Raw genomic sequence first — 19,996 nt, forward strand, 5'->3', positions numbered from 1 at the left:
AAATAATACCGAATAATCACTAGATTGTATCAATGATGTTATAAGACGTTTTTAGGTAAACTGAAGAAAGAAGCAGTGGTTTAGATTCAGAATGATTAGCAACTGGTGTTAGGGAGTTCAATGGTTAAAAAATGAACTTATTTAAACTCATATTATCTTCGTGATGTGTCATTTGGAAGAATATTAAAACTTAGGAGGAAATGAATTATGACAAAAGATTTCTATACTGCACTGAAAGAAAGACGTACTTACTATGGAATTAATAAAGAGGTACAAGTATCAGATGAAAAAATTAAAGAAATCGTGGAGTTTGCTGTGAAATATACTCCATCCGCTTTCAATTCTCAAACTGCGCGAGTAGTTGTATTATTTGGTGAAGCTCATAATAAATTATGGGATATTACAACTGAAACATTAAGAAAAGTAGTTGGAGATGGAGATTTCTCAGGAACGCAACAAAAAATGGATTCCTTTAAAGCTGGTTATGGAACCGTACTATACTTTGAAGATGAAGCTATAGTTAAATCACTTCAAGAAAAATTTGCTGCATATGCTGAAAACTTCCCAATTTGGTCACACCAAGCATCAGGTATGCACCAATTAGTCGTGTGGGCAGGATTAGAAGCAGAGGGATTAGGGGCGTCTTTACAACATTATAATCCATTAATTGACGATGAGGTAAAACGAGAATGGAATGTACCTGCTAATTGGAAACTAATTGCACAAATGCCATTTGGTAATCCAACAGCTGCACCAGGTGAAAAAGAATTCCAACCACTTGAAGAGCGTGTGAAATTTCATAAGTAATAAACGTTATCCATAAGGAATGAGTAAAAAGATTCTAGTTATGAATTCGATCACAAGTGTAACGATATGTATATTAAAAAACACGAAGACTTTTAAGTCTTCGTGTTTTTTTGATTCATGTTTGAAAGTGATAAAGGAGTATAATGGTTTTTAGTTAATTAGGATAAAAATAATCTTATAACTGTATGTAAGAATGTGTAATTTTACACTCTTTTCTATGATGGAAAAGGATACTACGTTAGTAAATATAAAAAGTTAGAAATTATAGTAAATAGGGCACTTTTTTGTTCCTATGGAACTTTAAAGTGCGTAATTTTCTTTCTAGTTAATATATATCATAATGGTATTTACTAGTTGGTTTTAGCTTTACTCTGCTGTTGATGTGATTTTTTAACATTACAATGATTAGAATCAGAATTATCGAGTAGATCTAAATGATGATAATTTCGATTTTTAATTCAGTACAGAGTCCAGTAGCTACATAATTTTCGTTTATCCCGCTATTTGCCGGGCAGTAAGACCCCCCACTGATTAAAGTTTCACTTTATACTCTTTCGAAAAAAGGGTGGATTTGCTTATTTTCTGTTAAAGATAAGAGAAGTGCACCACAATATAAACGTAATTATTTATTCCAACGTAAGTCAATCATTTAGCACATGAATTTGGAGGAATCTATATGCATACGCAATTAAAAGGAAAAACAGCACTGGTTACTGGATCTACGGCAGGGATTGGAAAAGCAATTGCCACTTCTTTAGTAGCGGAAGGAGCTACTGTACTTATTAATGGACGCCGTGAAGAAAATGTTAATCAAACGATAAAAGAAATTCGAGCGCAGTATCCTGATGCTATCCTTCAACCCGTAGTAGCTGATTTAGGGACAGAACAAGGGTGCCAAAATGTGATTAAAAAGTACCCTGAAGTAGACATTCTTATTAACAACTTAGGAATTTTTGAACCTGTAGAATATTTTGATATTCCTGATGAAGATTGGTTTAAATTGTTTGAAGTCAATATTATGAGTGGTGTTCGACTTACTCGCTCGTACTTGAAAAAAATGATTGAAAGAAAAGAAGGAAGGGTTATCTTTATTGCTAGCGAAGCAGCTATTATGCCATCTCAAGAAATGGCTCATTATAGTGCGACTAAAACGATGCAACTCTCACTTTCTCGCAGTTTAGCTGAGCTGACGACAGGAACGAATGTGACTGTTAATACTATAATGCCTGGTTCGACTTTAACGGAAGGAGTGGAGACTATGTTAAATAGTCTTTATCCTAATGAGCAATTGACAATAGAAGAAGCTGAGAAGCGATTTATGAAAGAGAATCGACCAACCTCTATTATTCAAAGACTTATTCGACCAGAAGAAATTGCCAATCTTGTCACTTTCTTAAGCAGCCCACTTTCTTCAGCAATTAATGGTTCCGCGCTGCGAATAGACGGGGGATTAGTACGTAGTGTGTTTTAAAAAATTAAAAACAACATAATATTCTGTTGAAGGTAAAGATGGTAAGGCAAATGAGTTGTATTTTATCTATTAATGGAAATATACAAAAAGCAAATTGCGACATGCAAACAGCCGAATTTTCTACTATAAGAAAAATTCGGCTGTTATTTTTTTACTTGTTGTAAAGGAGTGAGAGCGTTTAGCGTTGTGGCATCTCTTAAGAAAAAGATAAGACGAAGCGATCCCGCTGTTATTTTCCAACAACAAACATTTGTTATTTGTATTACTTAGTGAAAGTTACCAAACATTTTTCAACACTATTTTCCCAATTGCTTTATTTGACTCCAAATATTCATGTGCTTGTGCAACTTCATCAAACGTAAAAGGTTTAGAATCTAGCAATGGTCGAAGGTGTCCTTCTTCTACTATTTGCGTTAGTTTAGTTAAAATTTCCCCGCAAGCGTCACGTTTATCTGTATGTAATATTTTTAACGCCATAAAAGTAACGTGCAGAGAGAGTCCTTTTGCGTGTAAAGGAGAGAGGTCATGGGTTGAACGAGCTGCAATTGTTACGACAGTTCCATTAACTGCGGTAGCTTCAAAAGAATGATCAAGATTCTTGCCGCCTACTGTATCAAATATAACTTCAAATCCGTTGCCATTCGTATATTTTTGTACATATTCTTGAACAGATTCTTTTTTATAATTAATAGCTATATCGGCTCCTAAACGATGGGCTATTTCTATTTTGCTTTGCTGAGAAGCGGTTGTAAAAACTTTAGCACCTGCCCATTTAGCTAGTTGAATGGCTACGTGTCCTACGCCACCAGTAGCTCCATGAATGAGAACATTTTGACCAGGTTTAATATTTGCACGATCAAATAAAGATTCCCAAGCTGTAATTGCCACTAATGGTAGAGCAGCTGCTTCTTCCATTGTTACATTTTTAGGTTTGTGAGCAATTAATCGCGCATCAGCAAGCATAAATTCTGCAAGTGCACCACCAGTTTCTTTAAAACCTCCGGCACATCCATATACTTCATCACCAGTTTTGAATTTCGAAACACCTTCTCCTACTTCTATAACAATACCAGCGACATCGCCGTGTAATACAGCTGGAAACTCAGGAGCGACTGATGAAACAGCGCCACTGCGCATTTTCGTATCGATTGGATTTACACTTGTTGCTTTTACATGAATTAGAACATGACCTGGTAAAAGTTTTGGTTTTGAAACTTCTTCTAATTGAAATACAGATGAATCTCCAAAAGAATGGATAATTTGTGCTTTCATTGATCCTTACCTCCTGTTCGTGGTTATAGCATAGCAAAGTACAAAAAATAAGTATAATATTTTGAATTTGGTTAGTGAGAATTTTATATAAAGAAGAGGAAAGTGCATGAAATGAAATAATGTAACGTACTTCTAAAAACTACTGTAAAGCTTTTTGAAGAAAGGGTAGATGTTATTTTTGCAGCATGAGTTATTATTACTCACTTAGTATAGGTACTTAAAAGTGCCTACATCACTTTAAAGTACGTACTGTTATTCATGTTATGACCGATTTATAATAACACTCGTAGCACAAAGAAAGTTATAACGATGACAATCGGCAACAATGTGGTGTTACAGTATTGCCTATCAATTTTGAGAAGAAATATGAAAAGTATAGATTTATATGAATAAAGGAAAGTGAGTGAAACACATGGAAAAGTTTGCGAATCATTTTGGATATAATCGTATGTTTGCGAAAAATCAACTTACATTAGGAGTTCACATTCCGATTGAAAATTATCAGTTTCATGCTCCAACGATGGAAAAACAGGTAGAGTTAGTGCAAAAAGCTGAACAATACGGTTTTACAGGTGTATGGCTTCGCGATGTTTTACTGCAAGACCCTGACTTTGGTGATCCTGCAACAGGTCAAATTTACGATATGATGATTTATTTGACGTATTTAGCAAGCAAGACAGAGAAAATCGCATTTGGAACGTCGGCAACAGTGTTGTCACTTCGTCATCCATTGCGTGTAGCAAAAGAAATTGCTACATTAGATCAACTATTTCCAGAAAGAATTATGCTTGGCGTTTCATCCGGTGACAGACGTGCCGATTTCAAAGCGTTAGGTGTTAGTCATGAAACACGAGGTGAAAAGTTTAGAGAAGCGTTTGCTTACTTGGAAGAAATTTTGTATAAAAACTTCCCGTCTATCCAGTCGACACTAGGAGAAGTTCATGGTGCGAATTTAGTTCCAAAACCGTCTAAACGTGTTCCAACCTTTATTACAGGTTTTAGTCAGCAAAATATGAAATGGTTTGCTGAACATGGAGATGGATGGATGTATTATCCACGTAGTCCAATACATCAGGCGGGAGCAATTGGACAATGGAGAGAACTAGTAGAGGATTATCATCCAGCTGTATTCAAACCATTTATCCAACCGATGCATTTAGATTTATCTGAAGATCCAAATGAACGTCCTACACCAATACGTTTAGGTTACCGTACAGGGCGTAAGGCACTAATTGAATTACTTGATATATATAAAAGTATTGGTGTGAATCATTTATTCCTTGCTCTATTTGATGGTCAACGTCCAGCTGACGAAGTATTGGATGAGCTAGGAGAAGAAGTACTACCTCATTTCCCAGCATTGTAAAGGAGTGAAAAGAATGAAAGCAATAGGACTTATACAATATGGAGATAAAAGTGTACTACAAGAGATTGAAATGCAGACACCGCTATTGGGAGACAACGATATACTGATTGAAGTATATGCAGCTGGTGTAAATCCTGTGGATTGGAAAATTCGTGAGGGTTTACTTCAAGACGTAATTTCTTATGACTTCCCGCTCGTTTTAGGATGGGATGTTGCAGGTGTAGTTGCTGCTATAGGGCCAAACGTTACAGTATTTAAAGTGGGGGATGAAGTATATAGTCGTCCAGATATTGAACGAAATGGTACGTATGCAGAGTACGTGGCAGTAGATGAGAAGTATGTAGCGAAAAAACCGAGAAATCTATCTTTTGAGGAAGCAGCATCAATCCCTCTAGTAGGTTTGACAAGTTGGCAAAGTTTAGTGAAATTCGCTAATGTTCAAAAGGGTAATAAGGTTTTAATTCATGCTGGATCTGGCGGGATTGGTACGTTTGCTATTCAGCTAGCAAAAAGCTTCGGTGCACATGTTGCAACTACGACTAGTACGAAAAACATACAGTTTGTAAAGGATTTAGGTGCTGATACTGTCATCGATTACAAAACAGAAGATTTTTCTTTGCTTTTGCATAATTACAATATTGTATTTGATGTGTTAGGCGAGGATGTACTAAAGGATAGTTATAAAGTACTTGCACCAAATGGAAAGTTAGCGTCTATCTATGGTCCGAAAGGTATAGAAGTCCCGCAAACTGAAATATCTATAGAGAAAAATATTCAGGCTGAACATATATTTACTGAACCTAACGGATATGAACTTTCTCTTATTACAGAATTAATTGAGGGCGGGAAGATTAAACCTGTTGTAACACATGTGCTGCCTTTACATGTAGAAGGTGTAAAAAAAGCACACCACATAAGTGAGTCAGAACGTGCTCTTGGCAAAATTGTATTGAAGAAACATTGGTAAAGTATGAGGTTATAGAGACAGTATTATGCTAAGTGGCGAATGAGCTTATATATTCTATTCTAGCAATTGTTTTAAAAGGGAGAGAACAAATGGATTCAATGACATTTCTTTTATTCGGAGCGACAGGGGATTTAGCGAAACGTAAAATTTATCCTGCTTTATACAATCTATTTAGTAATCAAAATATACCGCAATCTATTTCGATTATCTGTATTGGCAGAAGGGCAATGTCAGATGTGGAATTTCAAACAATAGTAGGACAATCCCTTACCACATTTTCTAGAATATCTACTGATGACCAATCAGGAGTAGAGGAATTTATTAGCACATTTCGTTATTGTCAATTAGATATAGCGAATATAGTGGGCTATCAAGATTTACTGAGCCTTGTAAAAAAGCGTGAAACAGAATTAAACATTCCTGAAAACCGTATGTTTTATCTATCTGTTATACCAGAAGTATTTGATGTGATTGCTTTAAATATTAAAGAGAGTGGATTGTGGGCTACAAAAGGATTAAACCGTCTTATTATAGAGAAGCCTTTTGATTATAATGTAACGTCTGCTCGCGAGTTTAACGGAAAATTAATTGAAGATTTTGATGAAACTGATATTTGTTATATTGATCATTATCTTTGAAAATGAATGGTAACTAGGAATACACTTAGAAAAGTATTATGAAATAAATAGTATTTAATTCAAGACATTTTTATTGACGGTAATAATTTATGTGGTTAATATATTAGACATAAGATTACTTAATTACTAAAAGTAATTAGATATAAAATATTTCGTTAAGTTCTATAAATAAGTAAGTTGCAGTAGAAATGCTTTGAATTACCACTATTAATATTGGGGACAATGAGAGAGCGAAAGGTATAAAAAGAATTGGAATTAGATAACTCTTTGTTTTTTATAAAAACAGGAAGTATAAGAGTATGAGCTTCTGTACAATTCATTTTTAGTATATTGACGAGGATTATACAACAAGAGGGGGACTGAAATTGGAATCAATGACCTTTGTTTTATTTGGAGCGACAGGGGACTTAGCGAAACGCAAAATTTACCCCGCGCTATATAACTTATATAGAGATCAAAAGCTTCCAAAGCAGATATCTGTTATCGGGCTTGGAAGACGTCAAGTATCTCATGAAGATTTTCAAGAAAGAATAAAAGAATCAATAGAGACGTTTTCTCGTCAGAGGGAAGAAGGTACTCCGGAACTCGAAGGTTTTTTAGATAATTTTCGCTATTGTCCATTAGATGTGAGTAAACCGGAAGACTATGAGAGGTTATTACAAGTCGTTCGTGAAAGGGAAGAGGAACTACATATAAAAGGTAATAGAATGTTCTATCTTTCAGTTGCTCCTGAATTTTTCGAGACGATTGCTTTAAATATTAAGGAAAGCGGACTTGATAAAACAGGTGGATGGAAACGCCTGATGATTGAGAAACCGTTTGGGCACGACCTTACATCTGCTCGTGAGCTTAATGATAAGCTTAGTCGCACGTTTGAAGAAGACGAGATATACCGTATTGATCACTATTTAGGTAAACCGATGATTCAAAACCTTGAAGCACTAGAATTTGCAAATCCTGTTCTCCAATCGATTTGGAACAAAGAACATATAGCAAATGTACAAATTACAGCTAGTGAAACAGTTGGGGTTGAAGAAAGAGCCGGATATTATGATCATGCAGGAGCCATTCGAGATATGGTTCAAAATCATATGTTACAAATATTAATGATGACTGCTATGAATCTGCCGGAAAAGGTTAATGCATGTGAAATTCGAGAGGAAAAACGAAAGGTAATGGAGACGCTTCGTAAAGTGAAAAAAGAAGACGTTCAAAGCCATATCATTCGAGGTCAATACGCTTCAGGAGAGATAAAAGGCGGGCAAGTTGTAGCGTATAAAGAGGAGCCAGGAGTAAATCCTTCTTCTAACATAGACACATTTGTTGCTGCTCGTTTGTGGATCGATAATCCATTTTGGACTGGCGTTCCCTTCTATATACGAACAGGAAAACGAATGAAAGAAAAGTCCACTCGTATTGTAATCGAGTTTAAAAATACGTTAAAACAGCAATATCAAGATAATAATCCAAATGCAGCACCTAACTTATTAATAATTGAAATTAGCCCAGGCGAGAATGTTTCATTACAGTTAAATAGTAAAAATCCATTGAAAAATGGAGAGATTGAACCGATGCGTATTAACTTTACTTGCGAGCAAGTGGATGTGGGAGTACCTGAAGCGTATGAAAGACTCATTCATGATGCGGTGAGTGGAGACGCTACATTCTTTGCACATTGGAGAGAAGTTGAATTGTCATGGGAATGGGTACAACCAATTCTTGAAGCGTTCGAGGAAAACTTATTACCGCTTCATGAATATGAGTCTGGTTCATATGGTCCAGAAGCGTCTAATGAACTGTTGCAAGAAAGTGGATTTAAATGGTGGTTAGATCAAGAGACGGAAAAATAAGTACTTTCTTTCATGAAAGCATTTAGGGGGACGATTACTATGACACAAAACATAAATCAATTAGCAGTGAATACACTTCGTACGTTATCGATTGATGCTATTAATGCGGCAAACTCAGGTCATCCAGGTCTTCCGATGGGAGCAGCACCAATGGCTTATGCATTATGGGCGAATCATTTAAATTACAATCCTAATCACCCAGAATGGTTTAACCGTGATCGTTTCGTTTTATCGGCGGGACATGGATCTAGTCTGTTATATAGCCTACTTCATTTAGCTGGATATGACGTTTCAATTGATGACTTGAAAAACTTCAGAAAGTTAAATAGTAAAACACCAGGACATCCTGAGTTTGGTCATACTCCTGGAGTTGAAGCGACTACAGGCCCGTTAGGACAAGGGATTGCTAATGCTGTCGGAATGGCAATGGCAGAAGCTCATTTAGCAGCGAAGTTTAATAAGGATGGTCACTCTATTATAGATCACAATACGTATGCTTTAGTCGGAGATGGTGACTTAATGGAGGGTGTCGCTTATGAAGCGATGTCAATGGCAGGACATATGAAACTTGGCAAGTTAATTGTACTGTATGATTCAAATGAAATTTCACTTGATGGTGAATTAGGCATTGCTTTCTCTGAAAATATTCAGAAAAGGGCAGAATCTGTACATTGGCAATATGTAAGAGTTGAAGATGGAAACGATGTCGATGCTATTACAAAAGCCATTACATTAGCGAAAGAAAATACGGATCAACCTACTCTTATAGAAATTAGAACCATTATAGGTTATGGAAGTCCAAAAGTTGCTGGAACGAACAAAGCACATGGTAATCCGCTTGGAGTAGAAGAAGCGACAGCGACAAAACAAGTGTATGGTTGGCACTATGAGGAAGACTTCTTTGTGCCTGAAGAAGTAACAGCTCATTTTAATGAACTGAAACAAAAAGGTATTGAAAAAGAGAACGAATGGAATGAGCAATTTAACGTATACAGAGAGTCAAACCCTGCACTAGCAGATGAATTAGAAAAAGCGATTACAGGTGAGGTTTTAATTGAAGCGAAAGACATTCTATCTTTTGATACTGAAAAAACAATTTCCACTCGTGTTGCAAGTGGGGAAGCTATTAATCATTATGTGAAATCGATTCCTTCTATTTTCGGTGGAAGTGCGGATCTTTCTCATTCTACGATGACAGATATAAAAGGTGAAGCAGTATATGCAGTAGAATCATATGCTGGACGAAATATATACTTCGGTGTACGTGAACATGCAATGGGCGCGGCAGCGAATGGACTGGCTCTCCATGGAGGAGTAAAACCTTTCGTAAGTACATTCTTTGTATTTAATGATTACCTTCGTCCATCGATTCGACTGGCTGCACTGCAAAAGCTACCTGTTACTTACGTATTTACACATGATTCGATTGCTGTAGGAGAAGATGGTCCAACGCATGAACCAATTGAACAATTGGCAGCTCTTCGGGCAATTCCTGGTTTAACAGTTATCCGCCCGTCAGATGCAAATGAAACAGCAAGTGCGTGGGCGTATGCTTTACAGCAAACGGATGGTCCAGTCGTTTTAGTACTTAGCCGTCAAAATTTACCGGTGTTTAATGAAACGAAAGCAAACATAGAGAATCTTTCTAAAGGAGCTTATGTATTAACACAAACGAATGAAAATCCAGATGTGATTTTAATTGCGACAGGTTCTGAAGTATCCTTAGCTGCTAGTGCAAAAGCAAAACTAGAAGAAGACAATGTCTCTGTTCGCATCGTTGCAATGCCGAGCTGGGAGTTATTCAATCGCCAATCGAACGAATATAAAGAATCCGTTCTTCCGTCTTCTGTAACGAAACGAGTATCTCTTGAGATGGGTGTATCTCTCGGTTGGGAACGTTATGTAGGACAAGAAGGAAAAGTACTATCAATTGAAACATTTGGAGCTTCAGGTACTGGAGCTGAAGTCATGAATCTATTTGGATTTACGACAGAAAATGTTGTTCAAATTACAAAAAATGTGTTGAATTCTTAAGCTATGACTGTGAAAACCTTTCTGTACATACTAACATTTCAGTGCTGAAAGGTATTCCGGATTGTAGTGATATGGATTTTTAATAAAAGATGATTTGAGGAGGAATTATATTATGCAAGTAGGATTAATTGGGTTAGGTAAAATGGGATTAAATTTAGGGAAAAATTTAATGGATCATAAACATGAAGTAGTAGCATTTGATTTAAATACGAGCGCAGTAGAAGAAATGAAAGAGTACGGGGCAACAGGTACATCTAGTTTAAGTGAACTTGTTCAGTCATTACAATCACCAAGAATTCTTTGGGTAATGGTACCACATGCTGTTGTTGATTCTGTTATTGATGAGGTTACACCACTTTTATCAAAAGGAGATATTTTAATTGAAGCTGGTAATTCACATTATAAAGAGTCTATCCGCCGATATGAGCAATTAAAGAAAGATGGCATTCACTTTATGGATGCAGGAACTTCTGGCGGAATGGAAGGCGCTCGTAATGGGGCTTGTTACATGATCGGAGGAGATCAAGAAGCTTGGGACATCGTTGAACCTATCTTCCGCGATACTGCTGTAGAAAATGGATTTTTATATGCTGGAAAAGCTGGTAGTGGTCACTTCTTAAAAATGGTTCATAACGGAATTGAATACGGTATGATGGCTGCTATTGGTGAAGGATTTGAGATTCTAGAGAAAAGTGAATTTGACTACGATTATGAAAAAGTATCAAGAGTATGGAACAACGGTTCAGTAATTCGTTCTTGGTTAATGGAATTAACAGAAAATGCATTTTCTAAAGATGCAAAACTGGATGAAATTAAGGGTGTTATGCATTCTTCTGGTGAAGGAAAATGGACAGTAGAAACAGCATTAGACCTTCAAACAGCAACTCCTGTTATCGCAATGTCTCTATTAATGCGCTACCGCTCATTAGACAATGATACATTTACAGGAAAAGTTGTAGCAGCTCTGCGCAATGAATTTGGCGGACATGCTGTAGAAAAGAAATAAACATCTTAAAAATTTAACTCATTGACGTTTAAAAAATGGAGGGAATAGATCATGAAGTTTTTTATTGATACTGCAAATCTTGAGGACATAAAAAAAGCATATAAACTTGGAGTTTTAGCTGGTGTTACAACGAACCCGTCTTTAGTAGCAAAAGAGGGCGTTAAGTTTGAAGACCGTATCGCAGAAATTTGTCAGGCAGTACCTAAAGTTGAGTCTGTTTCGGCAGAAGTAACGCCAGATGCTGTTACAGCTGAAGAAATGATTGCTCAAGCAGAAGAATTAATTAAAATTAACGGTGGCGATAAAAACGTCACGATAAAACTTCCAATGACGCTAGCAGGATTAGAAGCTTGTCGCTATCTTACTGAAAAAGGTGTGAAAACGAACGTTACACTTATTTTCACTGTGAACCAAGCACTTTTAGCTGCTCGAGCAGGTGCAACGTATGTTTCTCCATTTTTAGGACGTTTAGATGATATTTCTGAAGATGGTGTATTATTAGTTGCTAAAATTGCTGAATTATTCGATGTTCACCAATTAGATACACAAATTATTGCGGCTTCTGTCAGACATCCAGATCATGTAACTCGTGTAGCGATGGCAGGTGCTCACATTGCAACAATCCCTTATAAAGTAATTGAGCAACTTGCTATGCACCCATTAACAGACCAGGGTATTGAGAAATTTGCTGCGGATTGGGCGAAAGCTCCTAAATTATAATGCATGAAAGTGAAGGTGCTTTCAGAAAATTGCTTTTTATGAGAGGACAAATCCTAAGTAACTTCATCGTTTAAACTGGATCCTGAGTTTGTAGTCTTACTACGTGAAAACAGCAGAGATGAAAGTGTCATTCACTTTTAAAAAAGGAAAAATTGATCGCGCGAAGCGTTTATCACAATAACATTATAATTATGAAAGAGAAATCCCCTTATTAGAGAGATGAGTTATAGTGTATCTCTAATAAGGGAGATTCTTTTTATATAAATCATTATGATGTGAAGATGCTTTTAAACGTATAGCAATATGAAAAGGTATCTTTTACTCAAGTAAGAACTATATAGGTTCTTTTAATTATATAGTAATTATGAAAGGGTTTACATAAAGGGGGATTGAGTATGAATATGTACCTTTTAATTATTACATTATTATCAATTGTAATTGTTATTTTAGGGGTATCGTGGTGGAGATGGCATGCGTTTATTAGTTTAACGATTGCAAGTTTGTTTTTAGCAATTATGTCTGGAATGCCAATGGATAAAATAGTGAGTGCTTATGAAACAGGAGTCGGAAGTGTTCTCGGGCATTTAGTAGGTATTTTAGTATTGGGTACAATTTTAGGGAAAATGATGGCAGAGTCAGGTGCTGGAATGCAAGTGGCAGAGTTCTTTATTAAATCCTTTGGGATAAAAAACTTACCATGGGCTATGTTAATTGCAGGTTTTATTATTGGAATTCCGGTGTTTTTTGAAGTAGGTATTTTAATATTACTGCCGTTAGTAATTTCAATTCATAAAACTACGAAACAAAATATTTTATTGATAGCGTTACCAGCAATTGCTGGGCTATCTGTCGTACACGGCCTTGTTCCTCCACATCCAGGGGCAATCGTTGCAATTGGTATTTATAAAGCGAATCTTGGGAAGGTACTATTGTATTCACTCATTATTACATTTTTTGCAGCGATTATTGCAGGTCCTATATTCGCTAAATGGATTCATAAACGTGTAATTCCTGAAAATGAGCCAGAATTGATTCGTGTAAATACAAAATCAACGAAATTACCAGGAATAGGAGTTTCATTTTTAGTTATTTTGTTACCTGTTATGTTAATGGTTTTAGCTGCAGCAGCTCCTTATGTGCCTCTTTCTACTACTTTGATGAAGACTGTCACATTAATCGGTAGTCCTATCATTGCGCTATTGATTGCATGTTTTGCGGCGTTCTATTTTCTTGGATTTCGTCAAGGTATCGATAAAAAAGCTATTAAGAAGATAACAGAAGATAGCTTATTACCAATCGGTTCAATTGTTGCGATTATAGGTGCTGGTGGCGGATTTAAGCAAATTCTTATCGATAGTGGCGTAGGGAGTGCTATTGCTCAAATGTCTGAACATTTAGCTCTATCTCCAATTGTATTAGCATTTATGGTTGCTGGATTAATTCGAATTGCGACAGGATCAGCGACAGTCGCCTTAACAACAGCAGCAGGTATTGTTTCGCCAATCGTTGAAAATACGACAGGTGTGAACTTAGAGTTACTCGTCATTGCAACAGGTGCAGGAGCATTAATGTTTTCACACGTAAACGATGCTGGTTTTTGGATGGTAAAAGAATACCTAGGGTTAACAGTGAAAGAAACATTTAAAACATGGACGGTATTAGAAACGTTACTTTCATTTATCGCTTTTGGAGGAGTTTTACTACTCGATATGTTTGTTTAAGATAAAGATGTTTCTATTTAGATAATTGTGGCATACAACGTTATCAATAGATAAAAGGAATGTATTTTTATGGTGGGATACTGTAACAATTTTTTGTTAGGAGGAAGAAATGGTGAGCTCAAAATATATGATTGGTGTAGACATTGGGACAACTAGTACAAAATCAGTTCTATTTTCTACTGATGGATCTGTTATTGCTAGTCATGGAATTGAATATCCTTTATATTCTCCTACACCTGAAACAGCAGAACAAGACCCAGAAGAAATTTTTCGTGCAGTAATAAATACGATTAAAGAAACTGTACGATCAAGTAGTGTACAGCCGAATGATATTCTTTGTGTCTCTTTTAGTTCGGCAATGCATAGTATCATTGCCGTAGATGAAAAAGGAGAGCCGTTAACGAGATGTATTACTTGGGCAGATAATAGAAGTGCAAGCTGGGCGGAGAAAATAAAGAATGATATGAATGGTCATGAAATTTACCTTCGTACTGGGACACCAATTCATCCGATGTCACCACTTTCGAAATTAGTTTGGCTACAGAATGAGCAGGCAGAGTTATTCGCAAAAAGTTATAAATTCATTTCTATTAAAGAATATGTTTTTTACAAGTTATATAAAGAGTATGTAATTGATTATTCTATAGCGTCAGCAACAGGGATGTTTAATTTAAAATCTTTAAAATGGGATGAAGAGGCTTTACATGTTGCGGGAATTACAGATGAAAAGCTTTCAAAGCTTGTTCCAACAACGCACAGTTTAACAGGATTAGATGAAGAGCTGGCCAAAGAGATGAATGTACTTGTTTCTACGCCTTTTGTAGTAGGAGCGAGTGATGGAGTACTATCTAATTTAGGTGTAAATGCAATAGATCCTGGCGTTGTGGCTGTTACAATTGGTACAAGCGGTGCGATACGTGCTGTAACAAATCGTCCTGTAACAGATCCAAAAGGTAGAATTTTTTGTTATGCGTTAACTGAAGACCATTGGGTAATCGGTGGTCCAGTTAATAACGGTGGTATGATTTTCAGATGGGCTCGTGACCAATTGGGCACTTCAGAGATTGAACTTGCAAAGCGCTTAGGAAAAGATCCATATGAGGTGCTTACTGAAATAGCAGCAAAAGTGAATCCTGGATCTGATGGTTTATTATTTCACCCGTATTTAGCAGGGGAAAGAGCTCCTTTATGGAATGCAAATGCACGAGGATCTTTCTTTGGACTCGGATTGCATCATAAGAAAGAACATCTTATCCGTGCTGTTTTAGAGGGGGTAATTTATAATTTATATACAGTTCTTCTCGCTTTAAAAGAACTAATTGGCGAACCGAAAAAAATTCAAGCGACAGGCGGTTTTGCAAGGTCAGAACTTTGGAGACAGATGATGGCAGATATCTTTCATCAAGATGTATATGTTCCCGAAAGTTTTGAAAGCTCTTGTTTAGGAGCTGCGATTCTCGGTTTATATAGTTTAGGTGAAATAGATACGTTGCATGTAGTTTCTGAAATGGTAGGTGCAAATTTTTATCATGAGCCAAACATGGAAAGTGTGGAAAAATATAAAGATTTAACACCAATCTATATTCGTCTGTCCCGTCAATTGGAAGAAGAATATGAAAGTATAGCAGCTTATCAAAAAAAATGGGTTTAAAGGCTATTTAGCAAGAAAATATGGTAACGTATAAAGAGGTACTCCGATTTTTTAGGATATTCTTTCAACATAAAATATTTTAAGAAGTATGATGAACGAAAAATATAGGGAGAGAGGGTTATGAAAATGAAGGATAACAAAGAGTTTATTGGATATGTTGGAACTTACACGAAAGAAAATAGCGAAGGAATATATAAGTTTACTTTAGACACAGAAGCAAAAAAAATTAGTAATGTAACACTTGCCGCTAAGCTGGATAACCCTACATATGTAACGATTAACCGAAATAATGAATATCTCTATTCTGTTGTTAAGGAAGGCGAATCTGGTGGTGTAGCTGCGTATTCTATTGATAGTCATACTGGAGAACTAAAAGCGAAAAATAGACAAGTAGTAGAAGGTGCTTCTCCTTGTCATATTAGTGTTGATAGTGGAAATCATACAGTAGTTACAGCGAATTATCATAAAGGAACGATTGAGTCTTTTGAAATAAATGAAGAAAATGGAACTGTAAATCCTGCTTCATCTATTATGGCGCATGAAGGTTCAGGTCCGAATAAAGAAAGACAAGAAAAACCACACGCACATTACGCGGGGTACACTCCTGATGAAAAATATGTAGTGGGCGTTGATTTAGGGATAGATAAAATAATTACGTATGAAATAAAAGATAGTGCATTACAAGAAGTGAATAGTTTATCTGTAAATCCAGGGAGTGGTCCAAGACACATTACTTTTCATCCAAATGGAAAATACGCTTATGTAATGACGGAGCTTAGTTCAGAGGTTATTGCGCTAACATATAACTCGGAAGAAGGATCCTTTACAGAATTACAGTATATTTCTACTCTTCCAGAACAATTTGATGAAAATAGTCAAGGCAGTGCTATCCATATTTCTTCTGACGGCCGCTTTGTATATGCAGGTAATCGTGGTCATAATAGTATTGCTGTTTTCAGTGTGGATCAAAACTCAGGTGAGCTTGCATTTGTGGAACATACATCTACAGAAGGAAATTGGCCAAGAGACTTTGTATTAGATCCTACTGAAAAATTTCTTGTTGCTACAAATGAAAAGTCACATAATCTTGTGCTATTTTCAAGAGATGAATCTACAGGAAAGTTAACACTTATCCAATCTGATGTCGCTGTGCCAGAGCCTGTTTGTGTGAAGTTTTTAAATGTTTAAGTTGTGTTCGATATAATTTCATATACTCAGAAAATAATAAAAAGCAAAGCGATATCGCTTTGCTTTTTATTGTTTCTTTTTCGGTCTACGTACTAATTCGCCGCCGCAATTTGGACAAACGTTTTGTCTTTCTTCTGTACATGGTGCGCAAAATGTACATTCATATACACAAATGTATGCTTCAGAATCTTGTTCGAGCGATTGATCGCAAATTTGACAGTTTGTTTTCATTTCTAGTGCCATAATAAGTCTCCTTTTAGTTAGAAAATTTATAATTTAATTATAATTCGTTAAATAGAAAAAGTCCTTTTCAATTGAAAGGAAATCAAATGATAAAGTTATGAATTGAAACGAAAGATGCCGGTTTATTTTAAAATTGATTATTTATTACAGTTGGAATATTATGAAATAGTCAAAAGACAACAGGGGGTATAGATTTTGACTAATCATAACGATTATTTAAAAGCAAACTGCGAAAAATGCTTCGGTCTATGTTGTGTTGCATTACCGTTCGCAGCATCGGTAGATTTTGCAGTGAATAAAGATGGTGGTAAACCATGTTCCAACTTACAATCAGATTTTAAATGTAGTATACATAAAAATCTTAGAGGAAAAGGTTATAAAGGTTGTACAGTATTTGAGTGTTTCGGTGCTGGGCAGAAGATTTCTCAGGGTACGTTTATAGGGATTGATTGGCGGAAAGATGCAAAGCATGCAAGAAAAATGTACGATGCTTTTCCGGTTATGCATCAACTTCATGAAATGCTTTGGTATTTGAATGAGGCGATTCTTTTAAAGGCAACACAGCCAATTCATAAAGAGCTGGAGACCGCAATTGAGGAGACAGAGCAACTTTCGAATTTAAATCCAGATGAGTTAATGAAAATAAATGTTCCAATGCATAGGGCAGAGGTGAACATTCTTCTTTTAGAAACGAGCGAATTAGTATGGAAGGAAATGAATACTGCGCGTAAGAAACGAATCATTCACCGCGGAGCAGATCTTATGGGAGCAAATTTGAAAAAGAAAAATTTACAAGGTGCAAATTTAAGAGGAGCTTACTTAATTGCGGCAAACTTAAATGGAGCAGATTTAAGAGGAGCTGATCTCATCGGAGCAGATTTACGAGATGCAGATATTCGCGGGGCTGATTTTACAAATAGTATTTTTCTGACGCAAGTTCAAATTAACGCAGCGAAAGGGGATAAGCATACGAAATTACCGAAAATGTTATCCCGTCCATCGCATTGGAGTGCGTAAAGAGTGAGGAGTATTTAGTTTGGATATATTTCAGTATTTAGAAGAGATGCAAGAGGATGTCTTTTCGTTAGCAGTAGAGCAAATAGAAGCGAAGTATTATGATATTTGTTGCATGTTGGCGTCTACAGAATATGCAGAACGAATTAAAGCAATTGATTTAGAGTCATATAAGGAAAGTATTCGAGTAGGTTTGGATGCAGCTGTAGAAATGGCTACTAATGAAGAATCAAAAGCGATTTATTTTGAGTATGACCTTGATAACGAATGGGATAGTCAGTTTTATATTTGTGAGGAATATATTCCACTTGAAGAAGAGGACGATGATTGGGCATCTGAATGGACATATAATATTGAGGGACCGGGGTCTGTAGAATTAGCAGATATGTATAATGGAAATGGCTTTGACACAAGTGAAAAAGCAGTCGGTGTAACTTTATATTTAATTGCTAAAACGCTGTGTAGTTTTATAAGTGTACGTAGTGAAGTGCAAAGTAATATACCGATTTGTATTGGTTTTCACGACCAAGATCCAATTATGCGAACAGGCAGAGACTAAGAATCTCTGCCTGCTTTTTATTTCTTTTCAAAAGTAGTAATGAAAACGCTACATATAATGAGAATACCACCAATGAAAAAGTTACTATTTAATGTCTCATTTAATAAGAGCCAGCCAAGTAATGATCCAACAATAGGTTGGAAGAAGAAAAATAAGGAACCGATGCTTGCATCCATTAATTCTAATCCTTTATTCCAAAGGAAAAAGGCACCTGCTGTTGAGACGATTCCTAAGTATAATACGCCTAATATTACGTACGTATTTACTGTTCCGATAGAGGATGTTTGTAGTTCCCATATCATAAAAGGTGTAATAAAAAAGAGTGAAAAGAATATGGCATACGTTGTAATAACTAAAGATGAAAATTGGATTGAAGCGATTTTTACATAAATAGATAGTAAAGCCCACGTAATAGCGGCCCCGACTAATATAATTGTACCGATAAAATAGGAGCCAATTTCAATATCCCATCCGATTACAATAATGACACCGATTGTCGCTATTATAGTAGATAAAAGTCTACGAGCAGTTAGTTTTTCTTTCAAAATGAGCGCTGCAAATATAACCATAAATGCAGGTGTAGCTGATGTAACTAACGAGCCTGTATGAGCGTCGGATAATTTTGTTCCGATAAATTGGCATGTGATCGAAATGAAATAGCCGATAAATCCAATCCAAGCGAATAGGAGCCAATCTTTTTTGCGAATGGTTACTTTTTTCTTTTGCTTTTTCTCAGCTAGTTTCAAAATGCCATATAAAACAACAAAAGCGATAATAAAGCGTAGCCAAACGAGTGTTAGTGGTGGGATAAAATCGAGTACGTATTTGCTAACAACATACATACCGCCCCATATACTTGCTGCTAGTGATAAATATATAGCTCCTAAAATTGTTTGTTTCATGTAAAGTACCTCCGTCTATTTTTAGGGTATTATGAGTTCCCTAAGACGAGGCGTAGTGTATGTGTTATATGATTGCCCGTCTTAGTTTATAGACGGCCTACAGGTTGATCGTTTTCGAATGAAGTGTTGTAGTACATGCGTGCATTCCTCCTCTTTAAGTTATAATGATATTATAACTTAATTTTCTGATTATTGGAGGTTGTTATGAAATATATCGTTATAAAATCACATGTTAGCAATTATCCTAATCCAATTCGCTTAGAAGAGGGGGATGTAGTGAAAATGATAGAGAGTTACGCTGGTCCGGAAAACTGGGAAAACTGGATGTTTTGTCACGAAGAGAAGTATAACCGGAAAGGAGGGGTTCCGGAGCAAATTATAAGAAAAGATATGAATGGAACAGGAATTATTATAAAACAATATACTGCGAAAGAATTAAATGTGAGTATTGGAGAAAGATTGATCGGATTAGAAGAATTGAATGGATGGGTTTGGTGCGAAGGAAGAGATGGTGAGAAGGGCTGGGTACCAAAGGAAAACTTACAAAAATATTAATAATAATATTTGATCAATAATTAGGAAACATA

At 36.1% G+C, this 19,996-nt stretch carries 18 protein-coding genes; 15 read left to right on the forward strand and 3 right to left on the reverse strand.

The features are described 5' to 3' along the window. The first annotated feature begins 207 nt into the window (after positions 1–207). Positions 208–807, forward strand: coding sequence for a nitroreductase family protein (locus ACTJJY_RS16635; RefSeq protein WP_440606036.1), 600 nt, complete (start codon positions 208–210; stop codon positions 805–807). A gap of 676 nt (positions 808–1,483) precedes the next feature. Then, positions 1,484–2,278 (forward strand): SDR family NAD(P)-dependent oxidoreductase, encoded by a 795-nt coding sequence (locus ACTJJY_RS16640; RefSeq protein ID WP_440606037.1) that lies wholly within the window; start codon positions 1,484–1,486, stop codon positions 2,276–2,278. A 276-nt stretch (positions 2,279–2,554) separates the two neighbouring features. On the opposite strand, the gene ACTJJY_RS16645 is transcribed toward ACTJJY_RS16640, so the two are convergent. Beyond that, a complete protein-coding gene (locus ACTJJY_RS16645) occupies positions 2,555–3,550 on the reverse strand; it encodes a zinc-dependent alcohol dehydrogenase family protein (protein ID WP_440606038.1) in 996 nt (331 codons plus the stop codon). Positions 3,551–3,962: 412 nt separating this feature from the next. Between ACTJJY_RS16645 and ACTJJY_RS16650 the strand changes: the two genes are divergently transcribed. The 10 genes from ACTJJY_RS16650 to ACTJJY_RS16695 all read left to right on the forward strand — a co-directional run bounded on the left by ACTJJY_RS16650 (position 3,963) and on the right by ACTJJY_RS16695 (position 16,691). Then, a complete protein-coding gene (locus tag ACTJJY_RS16650) occupies positions 3,963–4,916 on the forward strand; it encodes an LLM class oxidoreductase (protein ID WP_440606039.1) in 954 nt (317 codons plus the stop codon). Positions 4,917–4,929: 13 nt separating this feature from the next. Then, a complete protein-coding gene (locus tag ACTJJY_RS16655) occupies positions 4,930–5,883 on the forward strand; it encodes an NADP-dependent oxidoreductase (protein WP_440606040.1) in 954 nt (317 codons plus the stop codon). Positions 5,884–5,972: 89 nt separating this feature from the next. Beyond that, positions 5,973–6,521, forward strand: coding sequence for a glucose-6-phosphate dehydrogenase (locus ACTJJY_RS16660; protein ID WP_440606041.1), 549 nt, complete (start codon positions 5,973–5,975; stop codon positions 6,519–6,521). A 365-nt stretch (positions 6,522–6,886) separates the two neighbouring features. Next, the gene (zwf, locus tag ACTJJY_RS16665) at positions 6,887–8,371 is read left to right on the forward strand and encodes a glucose-6-phosphate dehydrogenase (protein ID WP_440606042.1); all 1,485 of its coding nucleotides are present in this window, start codon (positions 6,887–6,889) and stop codon (positions 8,369–8,371) included. A gap of 39 nt (positions 8,372–8,410) precedes the next feature. After that, positions 8,411–10,405 carry a transketolase gene (gene tkt / locus ACTJJY_RS16670; RefSeq protein ID WP_440606043.1) on the forward strand — a complete coding sequence of 665 codons (1,995 nt, stop codon included), beginning with the start codon at positions 8,411–8,413 and terminating at the stop codon, positions 10,403–10,405. A gap of 112 nt (positions 10,406–10,517) precedes the next feature. After that, positions 10,518–11,411, forward strand: a complete 894-nt coding sequence (gene gnd, locus ACTJJY_RS16675) for a phosphogluconate dehydrogenase (NAD(+)-dependent, decarboxylating) (protein WP_001195925.1) — start codon at positions 10,518–10,520, stop codon at positions 11,409–11,411. Between the two features lie 51 nt (positions 11,412–11,462). Further along, on the forward strand, positions 11,463–12,131 hold the full coding sequence (fsa, locus tag ACTJJY_RS16680; protein WP_000667692.1) for a fructose-6-phosphate aldolase: 669 nt from the start codon (positions 11,463–11,465) through the stop codon (positions 12,129–12,131). A 395-nt stretch (positions 12,132–12,526) separates the two neighbouring features. After that, complete coding sequence (gene gntP, locus ACTJJY_RS16685) at positions 12,527–13,852, forward strand: gluconate permease GntP (RefSeq protein WP_440606044.1); 1,326 nt, start codon at positions 12,527–12,529, stop codon at positions 13,850–13,852. 109 nt (positions 13,853–13,961) lie between these two features. Then, positions 13,962–15,503 (forward strand): gluconokinase, encoded by a 1,542-nt coding sequence (gene gntK, locus ACTJJY_RS16690; protein WP_440606045.1) that lies wholly within the window; start codon positions 13,962–13,964, stop codon positions 15,501–15,503. 120 nt (positions 15,504–15,623) lie between these two features. Beyond that, entirely contained in the window at positions 15,624–16,691 is a 1,068-nt protein-coding gene (locus ACTJJY_RS16695; RefSeq protein WP_440606046.1) for a lactonase family protein, read from the forward strand. Positions 16,692–16,757: 66 nt separating this feature from the next. On the opposite strand, the gene ACTJJY_RS16700 is transcribed toward ACTJJY_RS16695, so the two are convergent. Continuing rightward, positions 16,758–16,934: a DUF1272 domain-containing protein gene (locus tag ACTJJY_RS16700; protein WP_001162791.1), complete on the reverse strand. Its 177-nt coding sequence runs from the start codon at positions 16,932–16,934 to the stop codon at positions 16,758–16,760. A 195-nt stretch (positions 16,935–17,129) separates the two neighbouring features. Between ACTJJY_RS16700 and ACTJJY_RS16705 the strand changes: the two genes are divergently transcribed. Together ACTJJY_RS16705 and ACTJJY_RS16710 are read left to right on the forward strand one after the other, a co-directional pair. Then, complete coding sequence (locus ACTJJY_RS16705; RefSeq protein ID WP_440606047.1) at positions 17,130–17,951, forward strand: pentapeptide repeat-containing protein; 822 nt, start codon at positions 17,130–17,132, stop codon at positions 17,949–17,951. 19 nt (positions 17,952–17,970) lie between these two features. Continuing rightward, positions 17,971–18,507 (forward strand): hypothetical protein, encoded by a 537-nt coding sequence (locus ACTJJY_RS16710; protein WP_440606048.1) that lies wholly within the window; start codon positions 17,971–17,973, stop codon positions 18,505–18,507. A 17-nt stretch (positions 18,508–18,524) separates the two neighbouring features. On the opposite strand, the gene ACTJJY_RS16715 is transcribed toward ACTJJY_RS16710, so the two are convergent. After that, on the reverse strand, positions 18,525–19,409 hold the full coding sequence (locus ACTJJY_RS16715) for a DMT family transporter (protein ID WP_098272716.1): 885 nt from the start codon (positions 19,407–19,409) through the stop codon (positions 18,525–18,527). A gap of 204 nt (positions 19,410–19,613) precedes the next feature. On the opposite strand from ACTJJY_RS16715, the gene ACTJJY_RS16720 reads away from it, so the two are divergent. Further along, positions 19,614–19,964 (forward strand): SH3 domain-containing protein, encoded by a 351-nt coding sequence (locus ACTJJY_RS16720; protein ID WP_440606049.1) that lies wholly within the window; start codon positions 19,614–19,616, stop codon positions 19,962–19,964. Positions 19,965–19,996 lie beyond the last annotated feature (32 nt).

It is taken from the genome of Bacillus sp. 22475 (assembly GCF_052044835.1).
Classification (GTDB): domain Bacteria; phylum Bacillota; class Bacilli; order Bacillales; family Bacillaceae_G; genus Bacillus_A; species Bacillus_A cereus.